The organism is Haloferax sp. S2CR25 (assembly GCF_031624535.1).
In the GTDB taxonomy this organism is placed as follows: domain Archaea; phylum Halobacteriota; class Halobacteria; order Halobacteriales; family Haloferacaceae; genus Haloferax; species Haloferax massiliensis.
In genome coordinates this window covers 542217-559930 of sequence record NZ_JAMQOO010000001.1, presented here as the reverse complement: position 1 = coordinate 559930, position 17714 = coordinate 542217, and the positions used below count along the sequence as shown (strand labels likewise).

Here is a 17714-nt window from a genome sequence, read left to right as displayed (position 1 = left end):
CACGGTCGGTGCCGGTGCCGGTTTCGGCTCAGTCGGCGAACGTCATGTCGACCGACGTCGAGACGACGTGGACGCGCGCCGTCCCGTTGACGTGACACGAGACGCTCGGGTAGGCGTCCGGCGGCTCGACCACGTCGCCGCAGTCCACGTCGGGGCGGCTCGATAGCTCCCGTTCCCAGAGCGCCGCACGGGGGGAGCGAACGGTCAAGTTCACGTCGTACGGCCCGTCGGTCCGCGCGGCCAACACGTCGCTGGCGGCCTTGTCGGCGCGGATGAGGAACGTCCCCGACCCGCCGACGGAGGTCGTCGCCTCCTCGTCGGGCCGCGTCACGAACGCCGGAATCAACACCCGCTCGTCGGTGAGCACCAGCGACGGCCGGCGGACGAACGTCCCGCTGTCGCCCCGCGTCCGGAAGAGCGCGTCGAACGCGTAGACGACTCGCTCGTCGCTGGAATCGCTCTCGTAGACGACCGGAGAGACCTCGTAGGTGTTGGTGAAGTTGACCGACGGGTCCCCCGACCGCTCTCCGGAGACGACGAACTCGACGGGGCGACCGAGCGTCAGGCTGGCGTCCTGGAGTTTCACCTCGGTCGCCCGACTCGGCGCGCCGCGGTTCGCGATGTCCTCCATGTTGTCGCCGAGGATGTCCAGCGCGCGCTCGGCGTTGTTGACGCGCTCGACGTCGCGGGCGTCTTGGAGGCCGGTCATCCCGACGGCCGTGACGAGACCGACCATCGAGAGGACGATGGCGAAGACGAACACGAACCCGAGCGTGTCGCTCACGGCGCGGTCGCTCATGACACCACCTCCAGCGTCCCCGATGCCGAGTCGTAGGTGATGGTCACGTCGCCGCCGTCGAGTCTGCTCGCGGCCAGCGAGGTCTCGGTCTTGACCGGCACGCGGACCACCACCTCGGGGTCGGTCGAGGTGAGCACGAGTTCGTTCGACGCCGACAGCACCTCGATGGTGTAGGTCGTGCCGGCGACCCTCGGCGGCAGTCGAACCGTCGCCTCGACCCGCGACTCGCCGGGGGCGGCCCCGATTCGGTCGACCGACTCGATGCCGGCCGCGAGCCGGTTCCCGATGACGTCGAGTTCCGTCTCCGTCACCCGCTCGCGCTCGTCGGAGACGAACCCGCCGGCGGCGACCAGCAGCCCAGAGATGAGGACGACCGTGATGGTGAGTGTGAGCACGTAGCCGAGCGCCGTCGAGACGGCGCGGTCGGTCGAGCGGGACCGAGAGCGGCCCGCGCGCTCCTCGCACCGACCGCGGCCACCCCGGTCGATCGGGGACGTCGGCGGCGTCACGCAATCTCACCCGGCGCGACCCGAAGCTCTCGGTAGACGTACGTCTCGCCCGACTCGTAGACGTACGAGACGGTGACGGCGTACAGCGCCTCCTGTGCGACCGGTGACGACCCGCTTCCGGCGGACGCGTACTTCGTCGCGTCGAAGACCGTGGCGTTCGTCTCGTCTACGTACAGTTCGTAGGAGCCCTCGGCGGCCCCCGCGTTCCGGTACGAAACGGTGGCCGCGCCGTCGAGGTCGGTGTGAACCGCGTCGAGCGGGTCGCAAGCGGTCCCGTTGAGCCGGCCGTCGGCGACGTCGACGGTGACGTAGTCGCCGGCATCGGCCGCGACGCTACAGGTCGTCCGGGTCCCGCCGGCGTCCTCGACGGTCACGAAGACGCGCCCCTGCGTCGTATTTTGGTAGATTTCGGTCTCGACGGCGTCGGTCCCGTCGTCGACGACGAGTTCGAACGCCGACCCGCTGCTCGTTGCGAGCGAGTCGCGCGAGACGTTGAATCGGACGCCCCGGACGCCGACGTCGCTCGCGAGCGTCCAGTCGGTCGTCTCGTTCCTGTCCGTGAAGTTCCGCGCCGCGTCGGTCTGGGAGATTCGCGTGCCTCGGACGCGGTCGACGTGCGAGGCGTCCGTCGCGGCCCCTCTGACCGCGGCGAGCGTCGCGGCCGCGTCGCTCCAGTTGCCGAACGCCTCGCCGAACGAGTCGTTGAGTTCGCCGTACGTTCCGCCCTCGCGGTTAGTCTCGTCGAGGACCGCCCCCGCGCCCGCCTCGACCGCGCCGCCGTGGGTGACCGCCCCGTCGAGGTTCGTGTCGGTCGTGCGCGTGGCGAGGTTCTCCGTGTAAATCGCGGTGTTGAGCGTCAGCGCGAGGCCGACGAGGAGCACCGCGATTGCGAGCGCGGCGACGAGCATCAGCTGGCCGCGGTCGTCGCCGCCGAACCGCCTCGGGCCGTCCGCCTCGCTCGCCTCTCCAACTGCATCGCTCGCGCGCTCGAACGCGTCGGTCACATCCGCCATACGACCACCTCCACGTCGACGACGCCGTACAGCGGCCCCGCGCTCCCGTCCTGAACGAAGTACTCCTCGTCGGCCGCGGCGTCGACCGATTCGAGCGTCTTCGGCGTCTCGACCGCGCGAGGCTCGCCGCCCGGCGAGGTTCCCGGTTCGGTCAGCGCGTCGTCGTCCGTGAGCGTCACGAGCCGGGTCCGCGAGACGGCGTGGTCGCTCGGCTCGCCCATGTACACGAGGCGGGTCGTCCGTCTGACCTCCCGGTCGCGCAGGTAGTGCAGGTAGACGTTGAACGCGATGCCGCGGTCCAAAAAGGACTCGTTGAGCATCGCCCCGAAGGCGGTCGGCGGCCCGCCGTCGACGTAGTAGCCGCGCGCGTCGATGCCGTAGAAACTCCCGTTTTCGGGGTGCGTGAACAGGACCGTTCGCTTCAGTGCGCCGGTCTCGGCTGCCGCCGTCAGGACGCCGTCGGCGACGGCGGCCTGCTGGTTTTCGATGTGTTGGCTCGACGTGCTCGCGGTCAGGGGCGTCACCGCGGTCACCTGCAGCGCGAACGTGACGCTGGCGAGGAGCACCATCGCGGCGACGATGGCTTCGAGCGCGTGGGCCTGTGCGCGAGACACGGTCACCACACCCTCACCGCGAGTTCGTGGAGGTCGCCGTCGAGCAGGACGGCCCGCCGCGCGGTGACGACGCTCCGGGTGGTCGGGACCGGCTCGCCGGTCGTCTCGACGACGCTCCCGCCCCGCGAGAGCGTGACGTTGAGCCCGTACGACGCGCCGATACCGGTCGCGGCGTTGGGGTCGGCGTTCCCGTAGTCGCAGTCGCCGGGCGGCGGGTTCCCGTCGAAGAACGCCTCGGTGCAGGCCGCGTCGAGCACGTCGGGGTTCTCGTCGTCGACGAGCAGGCGCTGGGTGAGCGAGTCGGCGGCGCGGTTGGCGACCAGCGGGCGGTCCTGTTCGGCCTCGAAGGGGTCGAGAATCTGCGGGATGGTGCCGACGACCCACGCGACCGCGAGGAGGAAGATGCCGACGCCGACGGCGAAGTCGATGGTCGTCTGGGCGCGGGCGCTCCGGCCGCCCGTCTCGCGGCGACCGTCGCCGCGGCGGCGGGGCCGAGTCATCCGACCACCATCCACACCGCGAGCGAGAGCGTCTGGAGGATGACGACGAACTTGACCCCCGAGAGGAGGTCCGCGTTGCGGATGTAGCCGCTGATGAATCCCGACAGCATCGCCTGAATGGTGACGCCGTGGAAGAACAGAAGCGACAGCAGGTCGGGGTCGATGCCGCCGCCGAAGCTCGGTCCGCCGGTCGTCGCGCCGCCCGAACTCGACGCCTGCGACGAGAGCCCGGCCATCACGTCGAGGAACTGCGTCTTCAGGATGGCCATCACCGCGAGCAGCGTCACGTACGTCATGAGGATGATGGCGACCTGCATCCGGGTCCGCGAGATGCGCTCGCGCTCGATGTCGTCTTGGTTCTCGGAGGCCTGCGCGGCCGTCGTCAGCACCTCGGTTATCTGGCTCGACGCCTCCTGGGCCTTCGTGATGAGCTTGACCGTCCGGGCGAGCCGCGGGATGTGGTACTTGTTGTTGAACTCGACGAGCGCCTCCTTGAGGCTCATCCCGTAGTGGACCTTCGCGTGCATCACCTCGAACTCGTCGGCGAGCTTCCCCGAGGAGGTGTCGGAGACGGTTTTGACCGATTCGAGGAGCGTCTGACCGGTGTCGTTCGCGCTCGATAGCTTGCGGAGGTTGTCGGAGAGCTTTCCGGTGATGGCCGACCGCGAGTGGACGTTCCACTCGTGGAAGACGGTCAGCGGCACCGCGACGAGGTAGACCGGAACGTAAAACCAGATGAACGTCCCCCAGACGGGGTTCGCTATCATCCCGTCCCACGTCGTCGGAGCGGCCCCGCCGACGACGGCGACGGCGAGGAGCGCGAGCGCCGCGGGCACCGTCAGCGCGAGGGTGAAAAGCGGATGCTGTTTGAAAAACAGGTGCGGCCGGCGCAGGAGCTCTTTCGTCTTGAACGTCCCCTCGCGAGACTTGATGCGCGAAAAGAGGCTGAACTCGCCGACGTAGCTCTCGATGAGCCCCATGTGGATGAGGCCCTCTCGCTGTTGGCCCTGCAGGCGGTCGCTCTCGTCGTCGGGGCTGAGGAAGCCGTCGCCGATTTCGTCCTGTTTGACCGTCGAGACGAGCACGAGGAAGCCGACCCCGGTCAGCGGGATGAGCCCGTAGACGGTCGCGTACAGCAGGCTCGACTGGGCCTCCCCGAGCATGCTCATGATGACGAGGATGATGATGAGAAGCAGCGGGAACAGCGACAGCGTCATGTACATCTCGCCGAACAGCTCCATCGTCTCCAGCGTCTGTTCCTGCTGTTGTTTCGCGGTCCGGAGGTGCTTGTCCTTCTTGTCGTCGAGGAAGCCCTGCATGTCGCCGCCGGAGTTGACGATAGAGAGCATGTCCGTCAGGAACTGCGAGAGCTCGTCGGAGGGGGTCAAAATCGCCTGCTGGCGGATGGCGTTGCGGTAGTCGGTGCCGAAGTACTCCGTCTCCTGAACGATGCTCTGGAACTCCCGGGAGACCTCGCCGTAGGTGTCTTCGGCGCGGGCCATCGCCTCCAGTATCTCCAGTTGGTTCAGTCCGCCCACGGAGAGGGCGTACATGAACGAGACGGAGTCCGTCAGGAGCATGTTTATCTCGCGCTTGCGGGCGGACGCCGTCGAGTACGGGATGGCGACGAGCGTCCCGAACCCGCCGGCGAAGCCGAGGGACCCGAAGACCAGCCCCGAGAGGACGACGGCCGCGGGCATCGCGAGCGACCGGAGCGTGGCCGCCGTGGCCTCGCTCCCGACCGGAATCCCGAGGCTCAGCGAGTCGGCCGAGACGAGTCCGAGCGCGAAGACGCCGTAGCCGACGACCATCCCGACGAGCCACAGCACGAGGCCGACGAGGACGCCGACCGCGAGCGCCCGCGAGAGGTAGAGTTCGACGGTGTCGGGCATCCGGGCCTGCTGGAGCTTCTCTTCGACGTCGGCGACGAACTCCCCGTCCGTGTCGAAGATGAACTGAAACAGCGGGTAGAAGGCGTCGCCGAGGGTGTCGGTGCTGCGGTCGAGCCCGCCCGAGCCGTTCGAATCGAGGTTGCTCATCTACTCCCCCTCACCGGAGTCCGAACCGCGCGCGTCCGCGTCGTCGGCGTCCGGCGGGTCGTCGGCCTCGGCCGCCTCGAAGCCGCCCCACGTCTCGTCTCCGCGGTCGCCCTCGTCGTCTGAGTCCGCTTCGTGGTCTCCGTGCCCGCCCGGGTTCGCCCCGTCGATACCGAACGCGCCGAAGAAGTCGTCGAGGTCGGCGTCGTCGTTGGGGTCGGACAACGAGGGGGCGTCGTCGAAACCGAACGGCCCGTCGTCGTCTCCGAAGCCGTCCGGTTCGTCGTCCGCGTCGCGCCCCGATTCCAGCGCCGGCGTCTCGTCCTCGCCGTCGAGCGAGGAGGGGCCGCGGTCGCCCTCGATTTCGGGGGTCTCGTCGCCCGCGTCCAGTTCGGACCGGTCGCGTCCCTCGTCGAGTTCGGGGTCGCGGCTCGACGCTTCGAGCGAGTCGAGTTCGTCCCGCTCGCCGGGCGTCGCCTCCACGTCCGTTGCATCGCGCATGTGGTTGAGCGCATCCGCGACCTCGCCGACGTCGCGCCCCCGGTAGTCGGGGAACAGCTCGTCTTCGGCTCGACGGAGGATGTCCTGCGCCAGCTTCCGGACGTGTTCGGGCGGGTCCGGCCGGGGGACCATCGCCTCGCTCTCGGGGTCGATGTTGATGTGGACAGACTCCATCTCCCGGAGGTCTTCGAGGCTCCGTTCGAGGTCGTCGGTCGCCATCAGCCCGAGGATGGTGTCCTGGTCGTTGATGAACGCCTGGAACGTCGCCGCGACCTGCGTGTAGGTGTTGAGCCCGCGGTCGATGAGGTACGCGAGGATGACCTGCCGCTTGAAAATCTCCAGTTCGAGCGTCTCGTGGTTCCAGCCGCGGTCGAACTTGATGTCTTCGAGCGTGTTCGACGAGCCCATCTGGAGGAACTCGTCGGTCTCGGCCTGCCACTGGTAGATGTCTTGGACGTTAATCTCGTCGTTCTCGGGGTCGTAGTGGTTGATTTCGGTGAGCGACTTGTTCCGGCGCACCTTGTTGCCGCCGACCCGCGTTGAGGTCTGGATGGACACGAGGTCGAGGGCGGTGAACATCGTCTTCGAGACGTTGATGGGCGCGGTCGTAAACCGCTTGAGCACCTCGCCGACCGAGTCGGCGTGGAACGTCGTGTACGTGGTGTGGCCGGTGGACATGACCTGGAACAGCGTCCGGCCCTCCTCGCCGCGAATCTCACCCATCACGATGTAGTCGGGGCGCTGGCGGAGCGCGGCTTCGAGCAGGTCGAACTCGTCGACGTCGCCTTTGTCGTCGTCCGCGAACGACGGGCGGGTGACGGAGGCAATCCAGTTGCGCTGGGGGAGTTCGACCTCGCGGGTGTCCTCGATGGAGACGATTTTCGTGTTCGACGGGATGAAAAGCGAGACGGCGTTGAGCGAGGTGGTCTTCCCGGACGCAGTCCCACCGGCGAAGATGAGGCTCTTGTCGTTTTCGATGCAGAGCCAGAGGAACGCCATCTCCTCCAGCGAGAACGTCGACCAGTTGATGAGGTCGATGGGCGTGAAGGGGACGTCCTTGAACTGGCGGATGGTGTAGTTCGTCCCGTGGTCCGACACCTCGCGGCCGAGGGTGAGCTGCGCGCGCGACCCGTCGGGGAGCGTCGCGTCGACCTGCGGGCGGCGCTTCGAGATGCCCTTCCCGGAGCGCTGGGCGAGTTTCACGACGAAGTCGTCGAGTTCGCCCTCGCCGTGGTAGACGTTCGAGATGATCTGCTCGTAGTCGGAGTGGTAGACGAACACCGGCGAGTTGTAGCCGTCGCAGGAGATGTCCTCGACGTTGATGTCGTGTTTGATGCCGTCGATGCGCTCGTAGCCGATGAAGTCGCGGCGGAGGTAGTACTGGAGCTTCCGCACCTGGTAGTCGTTCAGTTCGTTGGGGTCGTCGGCGAGGACCGCCGGTTCGGGCCGGACGGCGATGCCGTCGATGCCGCCGAGCGGCTCGTCCTCGTCGGCGTCGCGTGACCGACCGCCGAAGACGGAACCCAGCCCCAGACGGGTCCCGAGTCCGCCGAACCGCCCGGCGGGAGCGGCGGTCGTCGATGCGTCGGCCGCCGAGCCACTTCCGCCGCCGAAGAGACCGCCCAGCCCGAGTCGAGAGGCGAGGCCCGAAGAGGCAGCCGACGCCCCGTCAGCGGCCGAACCGTCGTCGCTTTCGCCGGTCGCGGACGCCGGCGGGTCGTAGAGGTCGTACCGCGAGAGCAGTTCGTAGGTCTCGGCTTCGATGACCCGTCCGCGGTTGTCGCGGCCGCCCTCGACGACGCTCTCGTCGCCGTACTTGATGGCGGTCCGAAGTTTGTTCGTCAGGAAGTCCGTCAGGTCGTCTTCGATGCGGTTCAGGTACGGTTCGATGACGTAGTACTTCTTCTCGTTTTCCTTGACGGAGTGGAAGATGATGACGAACGCGTAGGGCTTGTTCACCCAGTAGCGCTCGACTTCGCGGAAGTGCGACTTCTTCTCCATCGGGACGGCCTTTTCGAGGTCGTAGCGGTTCGCGAGCGTGGTCGTGCCGTCGACGCTGGAGAAGAACGCGTCCTCGTCGAACTCGGGGTCCACGTCGACCGTGCGCTCGTCGACGACCGCGTCGAGCTCCTTGCCGCGCTGTCCGGCCCGCGCCAGCGCGTTCTCGATGTGGTCGGGGTCGAAGCCCAGCGCCTCCTCGCCGTCGAAGGGGACGATTTCCCCCGCCGAATCCCGCGGGCGGGAGCCGTCGTCCTCGTAGTAGTACTCGCGCTTGTAGTGTTCCCACAGCCACACGTCCTTGACGACGGGCGTGGTCTCGGGGTCGCAGAAGGCTTCGAACTGCCTGTAGATGTCTCTCGCGTGCGCGCCCCGCTCGCCGACGACGTCCGCCACGTCGACCGGGTGACAGTCGAGGTACTCCTCGGGGTCGAGGTCGACGCGGTCCCAGTCGGTCCGGGTCGGCGTCGCGGCCGACCGCTCGCCGTCTTCCCACCGGGAGGTTCCGTGCGCGTCGCGTTTCGTCCGCGGGTCGTTGCCGTAGAGCGCGCTCACATCGCCGTCAGTTCCGTATTCGTCGAGAAAGTCGGCCCAGGTGTACGACCCGACGCGCGCGTTCGACGCCTGCTCCGGAGCGGTGTCGCTCTCCTCGGGTGACGTTACATCACCCGTTAACGCCTTTTGATCCCCTCCGTCGGCGTCGTCCGTTGCCATTGTGACGGGGTATTCGGGCCGATGGAAAAGTCTTTTCCTCAATTAACTCACAATTTAAGACCTTTTTAAGTTCCATTTTTATACCCATTTATATGAGAACGTCGTATCCACTCCGCGTATCGGGCCGATAAATCGGCGCTTAACCGTCGCACGAGCCGAGCTCACGACGGGGTGACGGAGCAACGCGCCCGAGCGGGCGTGACGGGAGTCCCGCGAGTGAAACGAGTGGGACTCGGGAACGGTCGCTGAGCGAACGAAGTGAGAGAGGCGGGCGTGACGGGATTGAGCGAACGCGGAGCGCTTGCGATGTACGCCGCGTCAGCCGAACGAGTGAGAGAGGCGGGCGTGACGGGATTCGAACCTCGGTCGCTCGCTACGCTCGCTCTCTGATTCGAATCCCGCACGGTGCGTTATCGGACTCGCGGCGCTCGTCACGATAACGGGCGTGACGGGATTCGAACCCGCGATCGAGAGGTTAGGAACCTCTCGCCCTGTCCACTAGGCCACACGCCCCACGGCGCTATCTCTCAGGACCGGCCAAAAATCGCGTGGTTCGCACTGGGCGGACAGAGGAGAGAGAGTGAGCTGCGATTAGTTCGACGACTCGGTCGAAACCGATTCGGTCGAAACCGACTCGGCCGGACTCTCGTCGGTCGCGTCGTCTTCGTCGTCGTCGCCCGTCACGTCCTGCAGTTCGTCTTCGATCTCCTCGCGGCCGCGCTGGAACTCGCCGATGGCCTGCCCGGAGGACCGTGCGAGCTTCGGAATCTTGTTCGCGCCGAACAGCAGGACGACGATGAGCAGCACGACGAGCAGCTCGGGTCCGCCCGGGAGTCCCGGGAACAGTGGGGTGATGGTCTCGAACATCTCTATTTCTGCGTTACCTAGTGGCAATTATAGGCTTTTTGCCTTCTACGGGTTCTGGAAAGACGGAATATCGGCGCGTCGTAACCCTCGTATCGGCCGAATCGACGCGTCTCGGCCGACAGCTCCTACGAAAAGCTTGTGGCCGGCGTGTCGAGCGCAGTCGGCCGGCCGCTGCGTTGGCGACCAACGGGTCCGCCGTCGGCGACGCCTGAATTTCCGCCGACGGTGAAATAATGTGTGCGGAGTCGAATGGCACCCGTATGGTATCAGTCGGCGACGACGCCCCGGATTTCACCGCACCGCTCACCGACATCGACGGCGACATCGAGTCGTTCACGCTCTCGGAGAACCTCGACGACGCGCCGCTCGTCCTCGCGTTCTTCCCCGCGGCCTTCACCGGCACGTGCACCACCGAGATGTGCACGTTCCGCGACCAGATGGCCAACTTCGAGGACGTCGGCGCGACGGTGTACGGCATCAGCATCGACACGCCGTTCACGCTGACGGAGTTCGCCGAGCGGAACGGCCTCAACTTCGGCCTCATCAGCGACACGAACCGCGAACTCGTCGACGCCTACGACGTGGCGATGGACTTCGCGAGCCTCGGCGTCAACCGCGTGGCGAAGCGCGCGGTGTTCGTCGTGGACGGCGACGGCGAAATCACCTACGCGTGGGTCAGCGACGACCCCGGCGTCGAACCCGACTACGAGGCGGTCGAGGCCGCCGCCGGGAAGCTCGAAGAGCCGAGCGAGGCCGCGTAGGGCCGCCCCGCCGCGCGACGCGGTAGCGCACCTGATTCGGAGCCCAAGTCCTTTTCTCTCAGTGCGACCACGTTGTGGTTCATGAGCGATACCGAAGACACGCTGAACGGCGGCCGCGTCTACGACCCCGAGGCCGACCACGCCTTCCCCGACGAGAAGCTCAACGAGGTGCTCCCCGCGCTCCTCGACGACGAGGAGGTGACGACGCTCCTCGAAGCGCAGAACGTGAACGCGGTGACGCGCAAGGGCTACAACGACCACGGTCCGAAGCACATCGAAATCGTTCTCAACCGCGCGCTCCGGCTGTACGACCTGCTCAAGGCCGGCGGCTGCGAGTTCAACGGCGCGGCCGAACAGGGGCTCGACGAGGCCGACGAGGCGGTCATCATCGCTCTCGCGGCGCAGTTGCACGACATCGGTCACATCGTCCACCGCGACAACCACGCCTACTACTCGATTCCGCTGGCGGCGGACGTGCTCGACCGCTTCCTCCCCGAGTTCTACGACCTCGCCGACTCGGTTCGCATCAAAGCGGAGGTCCTCCACGCCATCCTCTGTCACCACCGCGAGGAGGACCCGCTCACGCTCGAAGCCGGCGTCATCCGCGTCGCCGACGCGCTCGACATGGAGCGCGGCCGGTCGCGCATCCCCTACGAGAAGGGCGGCCGCGGCATCAACACGCTCTCCAGCCGCGCCATCAAGGATGTCGTCCTCAAGCCCGGCGACGAGTCGGCGGTCCTCGTCGAAATCGAGATGGTCAACGCCGCGGGCGTCTATCAGGTCGACAACCTCCTGAAGGCGAAACTCGACGGCTCGGGCCTCGAAGACCACGTCCGCATCGTCGCGGTCAACACGAAGTCCGACGACAGGCTCGTCGAGCGCATCGAACTCTAAGCGGCGTCTTCCCGGCGCTATCGGCCGGTGGCAAAATGGAAAATCGGTGTGTGAACCGTCCGGGACCGGTCCCGCGGTCGGCTCTGCGCCTCAGTCGTTGGACTGCGCGAACTGCTCTACGCCGCCGACCGAGAGTTCGCCGCTGAGCGTGCGGTTCGGGTAGGGGAACTCGATTCCCGCGTCGTCGAACCGCTGTTTGACGGCCGTGACGTACTCGCCGCGGGTCTTGACGAAGTCGGCGCGGCTGGGGTCGGAAATCCAGATGCGCGACTTCAGGACGACCGCGGAGTCGCCGAGTTCGGTCAGTCTGACCGACGGCTCGGGCGTCGCCATGATGCCGTCGTGCTTTTCGGCCTCGTCGAGGATGATGTCGGTCGCCTGGTGGATGTCGTCGTCGTAACTGATGCCGAACGGCACCTGCAGGCGGAGTTTGTCCTTCGCGACGGGGTTCTTGATGACGCCGTCGGTGAGCTGCGAGTTCGGCACGGTGAGCAGTTCGTTGTCGAAGGTTCGAACGCGCGTCACGCGGAAGGAGATGTCCTCCACAACGCCGGAGTTGCCGTCCCATTCAATCCAGTCGTTGATGCGGAACGGCTTGTCGGTGAAGATGAAGATACCGGCGACGAAGTTGGCGATGACGTCCTGCATCGCGAAGCCGATTGCGAGCGTCGCGGCCGCGCCGATGGTCGCGAGCGACTGCAGGAAGTTGCCGAGCCCGGCGAAGCCGAAGCCGAAGCCGAGCGCGACGAACGCCACGACGAGGGTCGCGACCTTCATCAGGGGCTTTTTCGCGTGCTCCTCCGCGCCCCGCCGGTCGAGGACGCGGTTGAGAAGCGACGAGACGACGGCCTTGCCGACGATGTAGACGACGGCAAAGCCGAGGACGAACCCGAGAAGGGTCCCGAGCGTCTCCGGGTACGGAACATTCTGCTGGGCGAGGAACCGACCGACCGCACCGCCGTCACCCTGCAGTTGGAGCGGAAGCGCGAGTCCGTTCATCGATGGAAAACCGCTGTCTTCCCCCTCGTCTCTATCAGTTCCGCGTTCACCCGCTCGGCGAGGTCGGCGGCCGCCTCGTCGACCGTCGTGCCGCCGAGGGCGGCCCGGAGGAACTTCGCTTTCACGAGGTTCCGGTCGGCCAGTTGGTCGTTGAGTTCGCCGACCACCGCTTCGATTCCGCTCTTACCCACCCAGACGGTCACGTCGAGGTCGTGGGCCTCCTTTCGCAGCTCCTGCGTGTTCATGCGTGGCCTCCACTATGTGCCGGAGGGCTTCAATAGTAAGGCTTTGGCGGCCGTTTGGTTGTCGTACACACGCGGGAACGGGCCGATACTGCCGGAATCGCCGCAGGGCGGTCAGTACGGGTAGCGTTTCGTCGCCCCGCAGTCGCATCTGACGACGACGTGACCGCCGGCGCGGGTCCGAACGCGGGCGTTGACGCCCGGGAGAAGGTAGGCGTCGCAGTCGTCGCAGGTGAACCGACGGAACGCCTTCGGGAGGCCGCAGCGGTTCCGCTCTGCGACCCGCCGGGCGAGGCGGACGTACTCGCGGGCGCGGTCGTGGTCGCGGTCGCTCGCCGCCTCGCGGGCGAGGTCGTGGAGTCGGTCGATGCGCTCCTCCGCGATGTTCATACACGTTCGGGCGAGCGGCCCGGACAAAGACGTTCCGAACCGCGACGCGGGAGCGACAACGGGGACCGAAGCCGGTACTGTGATACCCCGCCCCGAAGAACGGCGACTGTGCGCGTCCTGAACTACCTCGAATTCGCCTCGCAGCTCGACCGTAGCGGCATCGGCACCGCCACCGACCAGCAGCGGGCGGCCCTCGCCACGACCGACGTGGAGGTCGTCACCTCCCCGTGGCCCGAGTCGGTCGCCGCGGGTGCCGCGAGCCTCCTGCGGGGCGACGGGGTCGTCCGCGACTACGACGTGGCCCACTGCAACCTCATCGGCCCCGGCTCGCTCGCCGTGGCCAGACACACCAACCGCAACGACATCCCGCTCGTCCTCCACTCGCACGTCACCCGCGAGGACTTCGCCGAGAGCTTCCGCGGGTCGACCGCGGTCGCCCCCGCCCTCGGGAGGTACCTCAAGTGGTTCTACTCGCAGGCCGACGTGGTGCTCTGTCCCTCCGAGTACACGAAGCGAACCCTCGAATCCTACCCGGTCGACGCGCCGATTCGCGCGATTTCGAACGGCGTCGACACCGACGCGCTCGACGGCTTCGAGGACCTTCGCGACGAGTACCGAGCGGAGTACGACCTCGACGGCATGACCGTCTTCACCGTCGGCAACGTCTTCGAGCGCAAGGGCCTGACGACGTTCTGCACGCTGGCGCAGGAGACCGACTACGACTTCGCGTGGTTCGGCCCGTACGACACCGGCCCGCACGCCTCGAAGAAGGTTCGGTACTGGGTCGAACACGCCCCGGAGAACGTCACGTTCACCGGCTGGATAGACGACATCCGCGGCGCGTTCGGCGCGGGCGACGTCTACCTGTTCGCGACGAAAAACGAGAACCAGGGCATCGCGGTCCTCGAAGCGATGGCCTGCGGGAAGGCGGTCGTCCTCCGCGACATCCCGGTGTTCGAGGAGTTCTACACCCACGGCCACGACTGCCTGAAGTGTTCGACCGACGCGGAGTTCCGCCGGGCGCTCGACCTGCTCGCCCGCGACCCCGACCTCCGGCGGCGGCTCGGCGAGAACGCCCGCGAGACGGCCGCCGAACACAGCCTCGACCGCGTCGGCGACAGGCTCGTCGAGACGTACGAGGACGCGCTGTCCGGGCGACTCACCGACTGACTGGCGAGATAATCGGCCACCGGACGCAACAGACACGGTAACACACAACACTCCTGCGAGAAGTCACAACGGTTTATCCTGTCGGGGTCGCACGAACGGCCATGCAGTCGGTCGCCGCGTTCACTGACACGTACTTGCCGACCGTCAACGGCGTCTCCTACACGATTCAGACGTGGCGGGAGCGGTGGGACCGCCGCGGCGGCCGCATGGACGTGGTGTTCCCGGCGGACGACGACTACGACCCCGAGCCGGGCGAGTTCGGCGTCCGAAGCCTCCCCTTCCCCTTCTACGAGGGAGTCCGCATCGGCGCGCCGCGGATTCCGAGGGCCGTCGACGACGTCGACGTCGTCCACGCCCACACCCCGTTCGGCCTCGGACTGGCGGGGCTCCGGCTCGCCCGCCGGCGCGACCTCCCGCTCGTGGCGAGCTACCACACGCCGACCGGCGAGTACGCCGAGTACCTCAGCTCCGTCGGCGCTATCGAACGCGGCGTCGAACGCACCGCCGAGCGCTACGAGCGGTGGTTCTTCGACCGGGCCGACGCGGTCATCGTCCCCAGCGAGGACGCCGAGCGCCGCCTCGCCGACGAGGTCGGCGTCGAATCCGAAATCGTCGTCCTCTCGAACGGCATCGACGTCGAGCGGTTCGAACCCGCGGACGGGGCCGCGTTCCGCCGCCGCCACGACCTCGGCGACGGGCCGCTCATCGGCTACACGGGGCGGCACGGCTACGAGAAGCGCCTCGACGAACTCGTCCGCGCCGCGGCCGACCTCGACGACCTCGACGCGACGCTCGTCTTCGGCGGCGACGGCCCCGCCCGCGACCAGCTCTCCGCGCTCGCGGAGGACCTCGGCGTCGACGCCCGCTTTCTCGGGTTCCTCGAACGCGAGGAGCTGCCGGGGCTCTACTCCGCGCTCGACGTGTTCTGTTTCCCGAGCCCCGTCGAGACGCAGGGGCTCGTCGCGCTGGAGGCCAACGCCTGCGGGACGCCCGTCGTCGGCGTCAACGAGGGCGCGCTGGAGAACACCGTCCTCGACGGCGTGACTGGCTACCACTACGAGTCCGGGGATTTAGACGGCTTCCGACGCGGGATTCGGCGGGCGCTCGCGGAGCGCGAGGAACTCAGCGCGCGGTGTCTCGACCGCCGCGACGAGGTGAGCGTCGACCGCTCTGTCGACCGGCTCGCGGCGCTCTACGAGCGAGTGGCGTCGAAATAAAAAGCGAGACCGACTGCGAAACCGCGTCAGTCGCGGTCTTCGAGCGCGTCGGCGATGCGGCGCAGTTCGCGGTTCACGTCGCGGACCTCGTCGCGGAGCTGTCGGACCTCGCGGACGAGCTGTTCGTCGCTCCCGCTTCCCTGCTCGGGGTCGCGCGGGCCGCCGCCCATACTTCCGGGGCCGCCACCCATGCCGCCGGGACCGCCGCCGCCGCCCATACCGCCGGGGCCGCCGCCGCCCATCATGCCGCTCATCATCTGCGCGAAGGGGTTGCCGCCGCCGCCCATGCCGCCGGGACCGCCGCCGCCCATCATCTCTTCGGGGTCGGGGCGCTCGCCCTCTTCGCGCTCTTCCTCGCGGCGCTGTCGAATCTCTTCGACCCGCTCGCGGAACGACTTCTCCTCTTCGCCGTCGTCGCCCTCGTCGGGCGTCTGCGTCTCGTCTGCGGGTTCGTCGTCAGCCATGGTGTCGCGTTGGCTGTCCGCCCGGAAAGTGCTGACGGTCTCTGAAATCCGTGACCCCTCACCCGAACGCGCCGAGGCTCGACTGGAGGTCGCGGTCGGTCCCGCCGTCGTCGAGTTCGTGGCCGACGAGGTCGCGCATGTCCACCGCGTAGGTCGTCCCGCGGTGGTCGAGAACGAGCACGCGCCCCTTCACGCCGCGGACGGTCCCCGTGACGACGGTCTCGGCGACCGGCGAGCCGTCGAGGTCGAGGCCGTAGTCGAACGCGAACGTCTCGATGGGGTCGAACTGGGCGAGGAGGTCGTCCCACGCCGCGGCGTCGACCGACCGCCCGAACCCCTCGATTTTGGTCGGGACGCGGATGCGGTCGGGAATCTCGGTCGCCAGTTCGGCCTCGTACTCGCGGGCGACGCGGCCGTCCGAGAACGTCCGGACGTGGGCCGCGCGGTCCGCGCCCTGCTCGCGCAGGCGGGTGTCGAGCCGCCACTCGCGGGTGACGCCGACCTTGAACGTGTCGGGGGCGAACGCCGCGAGGTAGACCGCGTGGTCCTCGTAGCAGTCCATCTCGTCTTTCAGACACGTCCCGGTACACTTCGCGCAGACCCACGTGTGGCGGTGGTCAGAACAGTACGGCGCGCGGTCGTTGTCGCAGGCGACGTGGCGGTCGTCGTGGATGGTGCCAGCGCAGTGGCGGTCGCCGAGGCGGTAGTCCAGTTCGGTGCCGGGGTCGAGCGCGACCGAGTCGATGCCGTCGCTCGCGCTCACGAACAGCGCGGGGGTTCCGGTATCGTAGCCGACGACCTGCACGCTCCGAGGTAGGGAGTCGCGGTAGAAAGGTGGCTCGCTCCGGGGCGGGCCGTCGGGGGCGGTCGGGGGCTGTTAGGGACTGCCGGGCGTCGCCCCGCGGAGTCGGCCGCGAGTCGCGGCCGTGGTCGCGGCTGTCGGCCGCGGCTACCGAGCGCCGTTATTCGTACTCGGCGCGAAGCTCCTCGGCGAGTTCCTCGGCGGCGCGGCGGACGGCCTCGTCGCTCGACCCGTCGGGTTCCCAGCCGAGCGCGGAGAGCTTCTCGATGGAGAGGCGCATCTTCGGCACGTCGCCGGTCCAGCCGCGGTCGCCGCCGGTGTACTCGAACTCGGGGTCGAGGTCCAGCACGTCTGCGACGATGTTCGCGATGGTCGTCACGGAGGTTGTCGTCCGCGTGCCGAGGTTGTAGACGTTGTAGTCGCGGTCGGCGTGTTCGACGACGTGGCACATCGCGTCGATGCAGTCCTCGACGTGGAGGTAGGACTTCTCCTGGCGGCCGTCGCCGAGGATTTCGAGCGTCTCGGGGTCTTCGAGGAGCTTCTCGATGAAGTCCGGGATGACGTTGCCGCGCTGGTTCGGGCCGACGATGTTGGCGAAGCGGTACATGTAGACCGTGAAGTCGTAGGAGTGGGCGAACGTCGAAAGCAGGCCCTCGTCGGCGAGTTTGGAGGAGCCGTAGATGCTGATGGGTTCGAGGGGGGCGTAGTCCTCGGGGGTCGGCCGCGGGGCCTCGCCGTAGATGGTCGACGAGGAGGTGAAGGCGATGTTCGACACGCCGACCTCCTGCATCCGTTCGAGGACGTTGTAGGTCATCTCGGTGTTCTCCTCGAACAGCTGACGGGGGTTGCCGTAGTTCGTGTCGGTGTAGGCCGCGAAGTGGAAGACGATGTCGAGGTCCTCGGTGACGGCCTCGGCGACGTCGTCGGCGTCGGTCATGTCGGCCTGTACGAACTCGACGCCGTCGGGGACCCGTTCGCGGACGCCCTTCGAGAGGTCGTCGGCGACGACGACGTGGTTGTCCTCGGAGAGGCGCGCGGCGAGGTGAGACCCGACGAGACCTGCGCCCCCGGTCACGAGGACGCGCTTGTCGGAGAGTTCCAGCGACATGGCACAGATGATTCGGCCGAGTGATAAGTCCGTTTCCCCTCCGCGTCGCCGACGGGCGTCGAACGCGAACCCGCGAGGCCCGCCGTCGACCACCGACGCCCGCGTTCCGAAAGCAC

The 17714-nt window shown here is 67.6% G+C and carries 18 protein-coding genes and 1 tRNA gene; 4 read left to right on the top strand and 15 right to left on the bottom strand.

What is annotated here, in order from left to right; genetic code table 11:
• Window positions 1-28: 28 nt before the first annotated feature.
• The 9 genes from NDI65_RS02920 to tatAt all read right to left on the bottom strand — a co-directional run bounded on the left by NDI65_RS02920 (window position 29) and on the right by tatAt (window position 9551).
• Window positions 29-799: a hypothetical protein gene (locus tag NDI65_RS02920; protein ID WP_089778390.1), complete on the bottom strand. Its 771-nt coding sequence runs from the start codon at window positions 797-799 to the stop codon at window positions 29-31.
• On the bottom strand, window positions 796-1308 hold the full coding sequence (locus NDI65_RS02915; protein WP_310893391.1) for a hypothetical protein: 513 nt from the start codon (window positions 1306-1308) through the stop codon (window positions 796-798). The genes NDI65_RS02920 and NDI65_RS02915 overlap by 4 nt, the downstream gene beginning before the upstream one ends.
• Window positions 1305-2321, bottom strand: coding sequence for a hypothetical protein (locus tag NDI65_RS02910; RefSeq protein ID WP_089778385.1), 1017 nt, complete (start codon window positions 2319-2321; stop codon window positions 1305-1307). The genes NDI65_RS02915 and NDI65_RS02910 overlap by 4 nt, the downstream gene beginning before the upstream one ends.
• Window positions 2309-2944: a hypothetical protein gene (locus NDI65_RS02905; protein ID WP_042666670.1), complete on the bottom strand. Its 636-nt coding sequence runs from the start codon at window positions 2942-2944 to the stop codon at window positions 2309-2311. The genes NDI65_RS02910 and NDI65_RS02905 overlap by 13 nt, the downstream gene beginning before the upstream one ends.
• A complete protein-coding gene (locus NDI65_RS02900; protein WP_042666669.1) occupies window positions 2938-3435 on the bottom strand; it encodes a hypothetical protein in 498 nt (165 codons plus the stop codon). The genes NDI65_RS02905 and NDI65_RS02900 overlap by 7 nt, the downstream gene beginning before the upstream one ends.
• Complete coding sequence (locus tag NDI65_RS02895) at window positions 3432-5474, bottom strand: type II secretion system F family protein (RefSeq protein WP_089778383.1); 2043 nt, start codon at window positions 5472-5474, stop codon at window positions 3432-3434. Before NDI65_RS02895 ends, NDI65_RS02900 begins: the two co-directional genes overlap by 4 nt.
• Complete coding sequence (locus NDI65_RS02890) at window positions 5475-8684, bottom strand: type II/IV secretion system ATPase subunit (RefSeq protein WP_310893390.1); 3210 nt, start codon at window positions 8682-8684, stop codon at window positions 5475-5477.
• A gap of 440 nt (window positions 8685-9124) precedes the next feature.
• Window positions 9125-9197: transfer RNA gene (locus tag NDI65_RS02885), tRNA-Arg, on the bottom strand.
• A gap of 78 nt (window positions 9198-9275) precedes the next feature.
• Window positions 9276-9551 (bottom strand): Sec-independent protein translocase protein TatAt, encoded by a 276-nt coding sequence (gene tatAt / locus NDI65_RS02880; RefSeq protein ID WP_089778378.1) that lies wholly within the window; start codon window positions 9549-9551, stop codon window positions 9276-9278.
• Between the two features lie 260 nt (window positions 9552-9811).
• Between tatAt and NDI65_RS02875 the strand changes: the two genes are divergently transcribed.
• Window positions 9812-10312 (top strand): redoxin domain-containing protein, encoded by a 501-nt coding sequence (locus tag NDI65_RS02875; RefSeq protein ID WP_089778377.1) that lies wholly within the window; start codon window positions 9812-9814, stop codon window positions 10310-10312.
• Window positions 10313-10393: 81 nt separating this feature from the next.
• Entirely contained in the window at window positions 10394-11206 is an 813-nt protein-coding gene (locus NDI65_RS02870; RefSeq protein WP_089778375.1) for an HD domain-containing protein, read from the top strand.
• A gap of 90 nt (window positions 11207-11296) precedes the next feature.
• Here NDI65_RS02870 and NDI65_RS02865 read toward each other — a convergent pair whose 3' ends face one another.
• The 3 genes from NDI65_RS02865 to NDI65_RS02855 all read right to left on the bottom strand — a co-directional run bounded on the left by NDI65_RS02865 (window position 11297) and on the right by NDI65_RS02855 (window position 12837).
• On the bottom strand, window positions 11297-12205 hold the full coding sequence (locus tag NDI65_RS02865) for a mechanosensitive ion channel family protein (protein WP_042666664.1): 909 nt from the start codon (window positions 12203-12205) through the stop codon (window positions 11297-11299).
• Window positions 12202-12450, bottom strand: coding sequence for a YhbY family RNA-binding protein (locus NDI65_RS02860; protein ID WP_042666663.1), 249 nt, complete (start codon window positions 12448-12450; stop codon window positions 12202-12204). The genes NDI65_RS02865 and NDI65_RS02860 overlap by 4 nt, the downstream gene beginning before the upstream one ends.
• A 111-nt stretch (window positions 12451-12561) precedes the next feature.
• Window positions 12562-12837 carry a ribonuclease P protein component 4 gene (locus NDI65_RS02855; protein ID WP_042666662.1) on the bottom strand — a complete coding sequence of 92 codons (276 nt, stop codon included), beginning with the start codon at window positions 12835-12837 and terminating at the stop codon, window positions 12562-12564.
• A 108-nt stretch (window positions 12838-12945) separates the two neighbouring features.
• Here NDI65_RS02855 and NDI65_RS02850 point away from each other — a divergent pair, with 108 nt between their 5' ends.
• Together NDI65_RS02850 and NDI65_RS02845 are read left to right on the top strand one after the other, a co-directional pair.
• On the top strand, window positions 12946-14007 hold the full coding sequence (locus NDI65_RS02850) for a glycosyltransferase family 4 protein (RefSeq protein WP_226908727.1): 1062 nt from the start codon (window positions 12946-12948) through the stop codon (window positions 14005-14007).
• A gap of 101 nt (window positions 14008-14108) precedes the next feature.
• A complete protein-coding gene (locus NDI65_RS02845) occupies window positions 14109-15224 on the top strand; it encodes a glycosyltransferase (protein ID WP_089778373.1) in 1116 nt (371 codons plus the stop codon).
• Between the two features lie 26 nt (window positions 15225-15250).
• On the opposite strand, the gene NDI65_RS02840 is transcribed toward NDI65_RS02845, so the two are convergent.
• The 3 genes from NDI65_RS02840 to NDI65_RS02830 all read right to left on the bottom strand — a co-directional run bounded on the left by NDI65_RS02840 (window position 15251) and on the right by NDI65_RS02830 (window position 17598).
• Entirely contained in the window at window positions 15251-15688 is a 438-nt protein-coding gene (locus tag NDI65_RS02840; protein WP_089778371.1) for a hypothetical protein, read from the bottom strand.
• Window positions 15689-15746: 58 nt separating this feature from the next.
• Entirely contained in the window at window positions 15747-16493 is a 747-nt protein-coding gene (locus NDI65_RS02835) for a DUF2797 domain-containing protein (protein WP_089778368.1), read from the bottom strand.
• 157 nt (window positions 16494-16650) lie between these two features.
• A complete protein-coding gene (locus NDI65_RS02830) occupies window positions 16651-17598 on the bottom strand; it encodes an NAD-dependent epimerase/dehydratase family protein (protein ID WP_089778367.1) in 948 nt (315 codons plus the stop codon).
• Window positions 17599-17714: the final 116 nt, after the last annotated feature.

What these genes read in the sequence shown, in the direction of transcription:
- NDI65_RS02875 (WP_089778377.1), top strand. Translation starts at nt 9,812, where the DNA reads ATGGTATCAGTCGGCGACGACGCCCCGGATTTCACCGCACCGCTCACC.
- NDI65_RS02920 (WP_089778390.1), bottom strand. Translation starts at nt 799, where the DNA reads ATGAGCGACCGCGCCGTGAGCGACACGCTCGGGTTCGTGTTCGTCTTC.
- NDI65_RS02855 (WP_042666662.1), bottom strand. Translation starts at nt 12,837, where the DNA reads ATGAACATCGCGGAGGAGCGCATCGACCGACTCCACGACCTCGCCCGC.
- NDI65_RS02895 (WP_089778383.1), bottom strand. Translation starts at nt 5,474, where the DNA reads ATGAGCAACCTCGATTCGAACGGCTCGGGCGGGCTCGACCGCAGCACC.
- NDI65_RS02910 (WP_089778385.1), bottom strand. Translation starts at nt 2,321, where the DNA reads ATGGCGGATGTGACCGACGCGTTCGAGCGCGCGAGCGATGCAGTTGGA.
- NDI65_RS02840 (WP_089778371.1), bottom strand. Translation starts at nt 15,688, where the DNA reads ATGGCTGACGACGAACCCGCAGACGAGACGCAGACGCCCGACGAGGGC.
- NDI65_RS02890 (WP_310893390.1), bottom strand. Translation starts at nt 8,684, where the DNA reads ATGGCAACGGACGACGCCGACGGAGGGGATCAAAAGGCGTTAACGGGT.
- NDI65_RS02870 (WP_089778375.1), top strand. Translation starts at nt 10,394, where the DNA reads ATGAGCGATACCGAAGACACGCTGAACGGCGGCCGCGTCTACGACCCC.
- NDI65_RS02860 (WP_042666663.1), bottom strand. Translation starts at nt 12,450, where the DNA reads ATGAACACGCAGGAGCTGCGAAAGGAGGCCCACGACCTCGACGTGACC.
- NDI65_RS02830 (WP_089778367.1), bottom strand. Translation starts at nt 17,598, where the DNA reads ATGTCGCTGGAACTCTCCGACAAGCGCGTCCTCGTGACCGGGGGCGCA.
- NDI65_RS02845 (WP_089778373.1), top strand. Translation starts at nt 14,109, where the DNA reads ATGCAGTCGGTCGCCGCGTTCACTGACACGTACTTGCCGACCGTCAAC.
- NDI65_RS02900 (WP_042666669.1), bottom strand. Translation starts at nt 3,435, where the DNA reads ATGACTCGGCCCCGCCGCCGCGGCGACGGTCGCCGCGAGACGGGCGGC.
- tatAt (WP_089778378.1), bottom strand. Translation starts at nt 9,551, where the DNA reads ATGTTCGAGACCATCACCCCACTGTTCCCGGGACTCCCGGGCGGACCC.
- NDI65_RS02865 (WP_042666664.1), bottom strand. Translation starts at nt 12,205, where the DNA reads ATGAACGGACTCGCGCTTCCGCTCCAACTGCAGGGTGACGGCGGTGCG.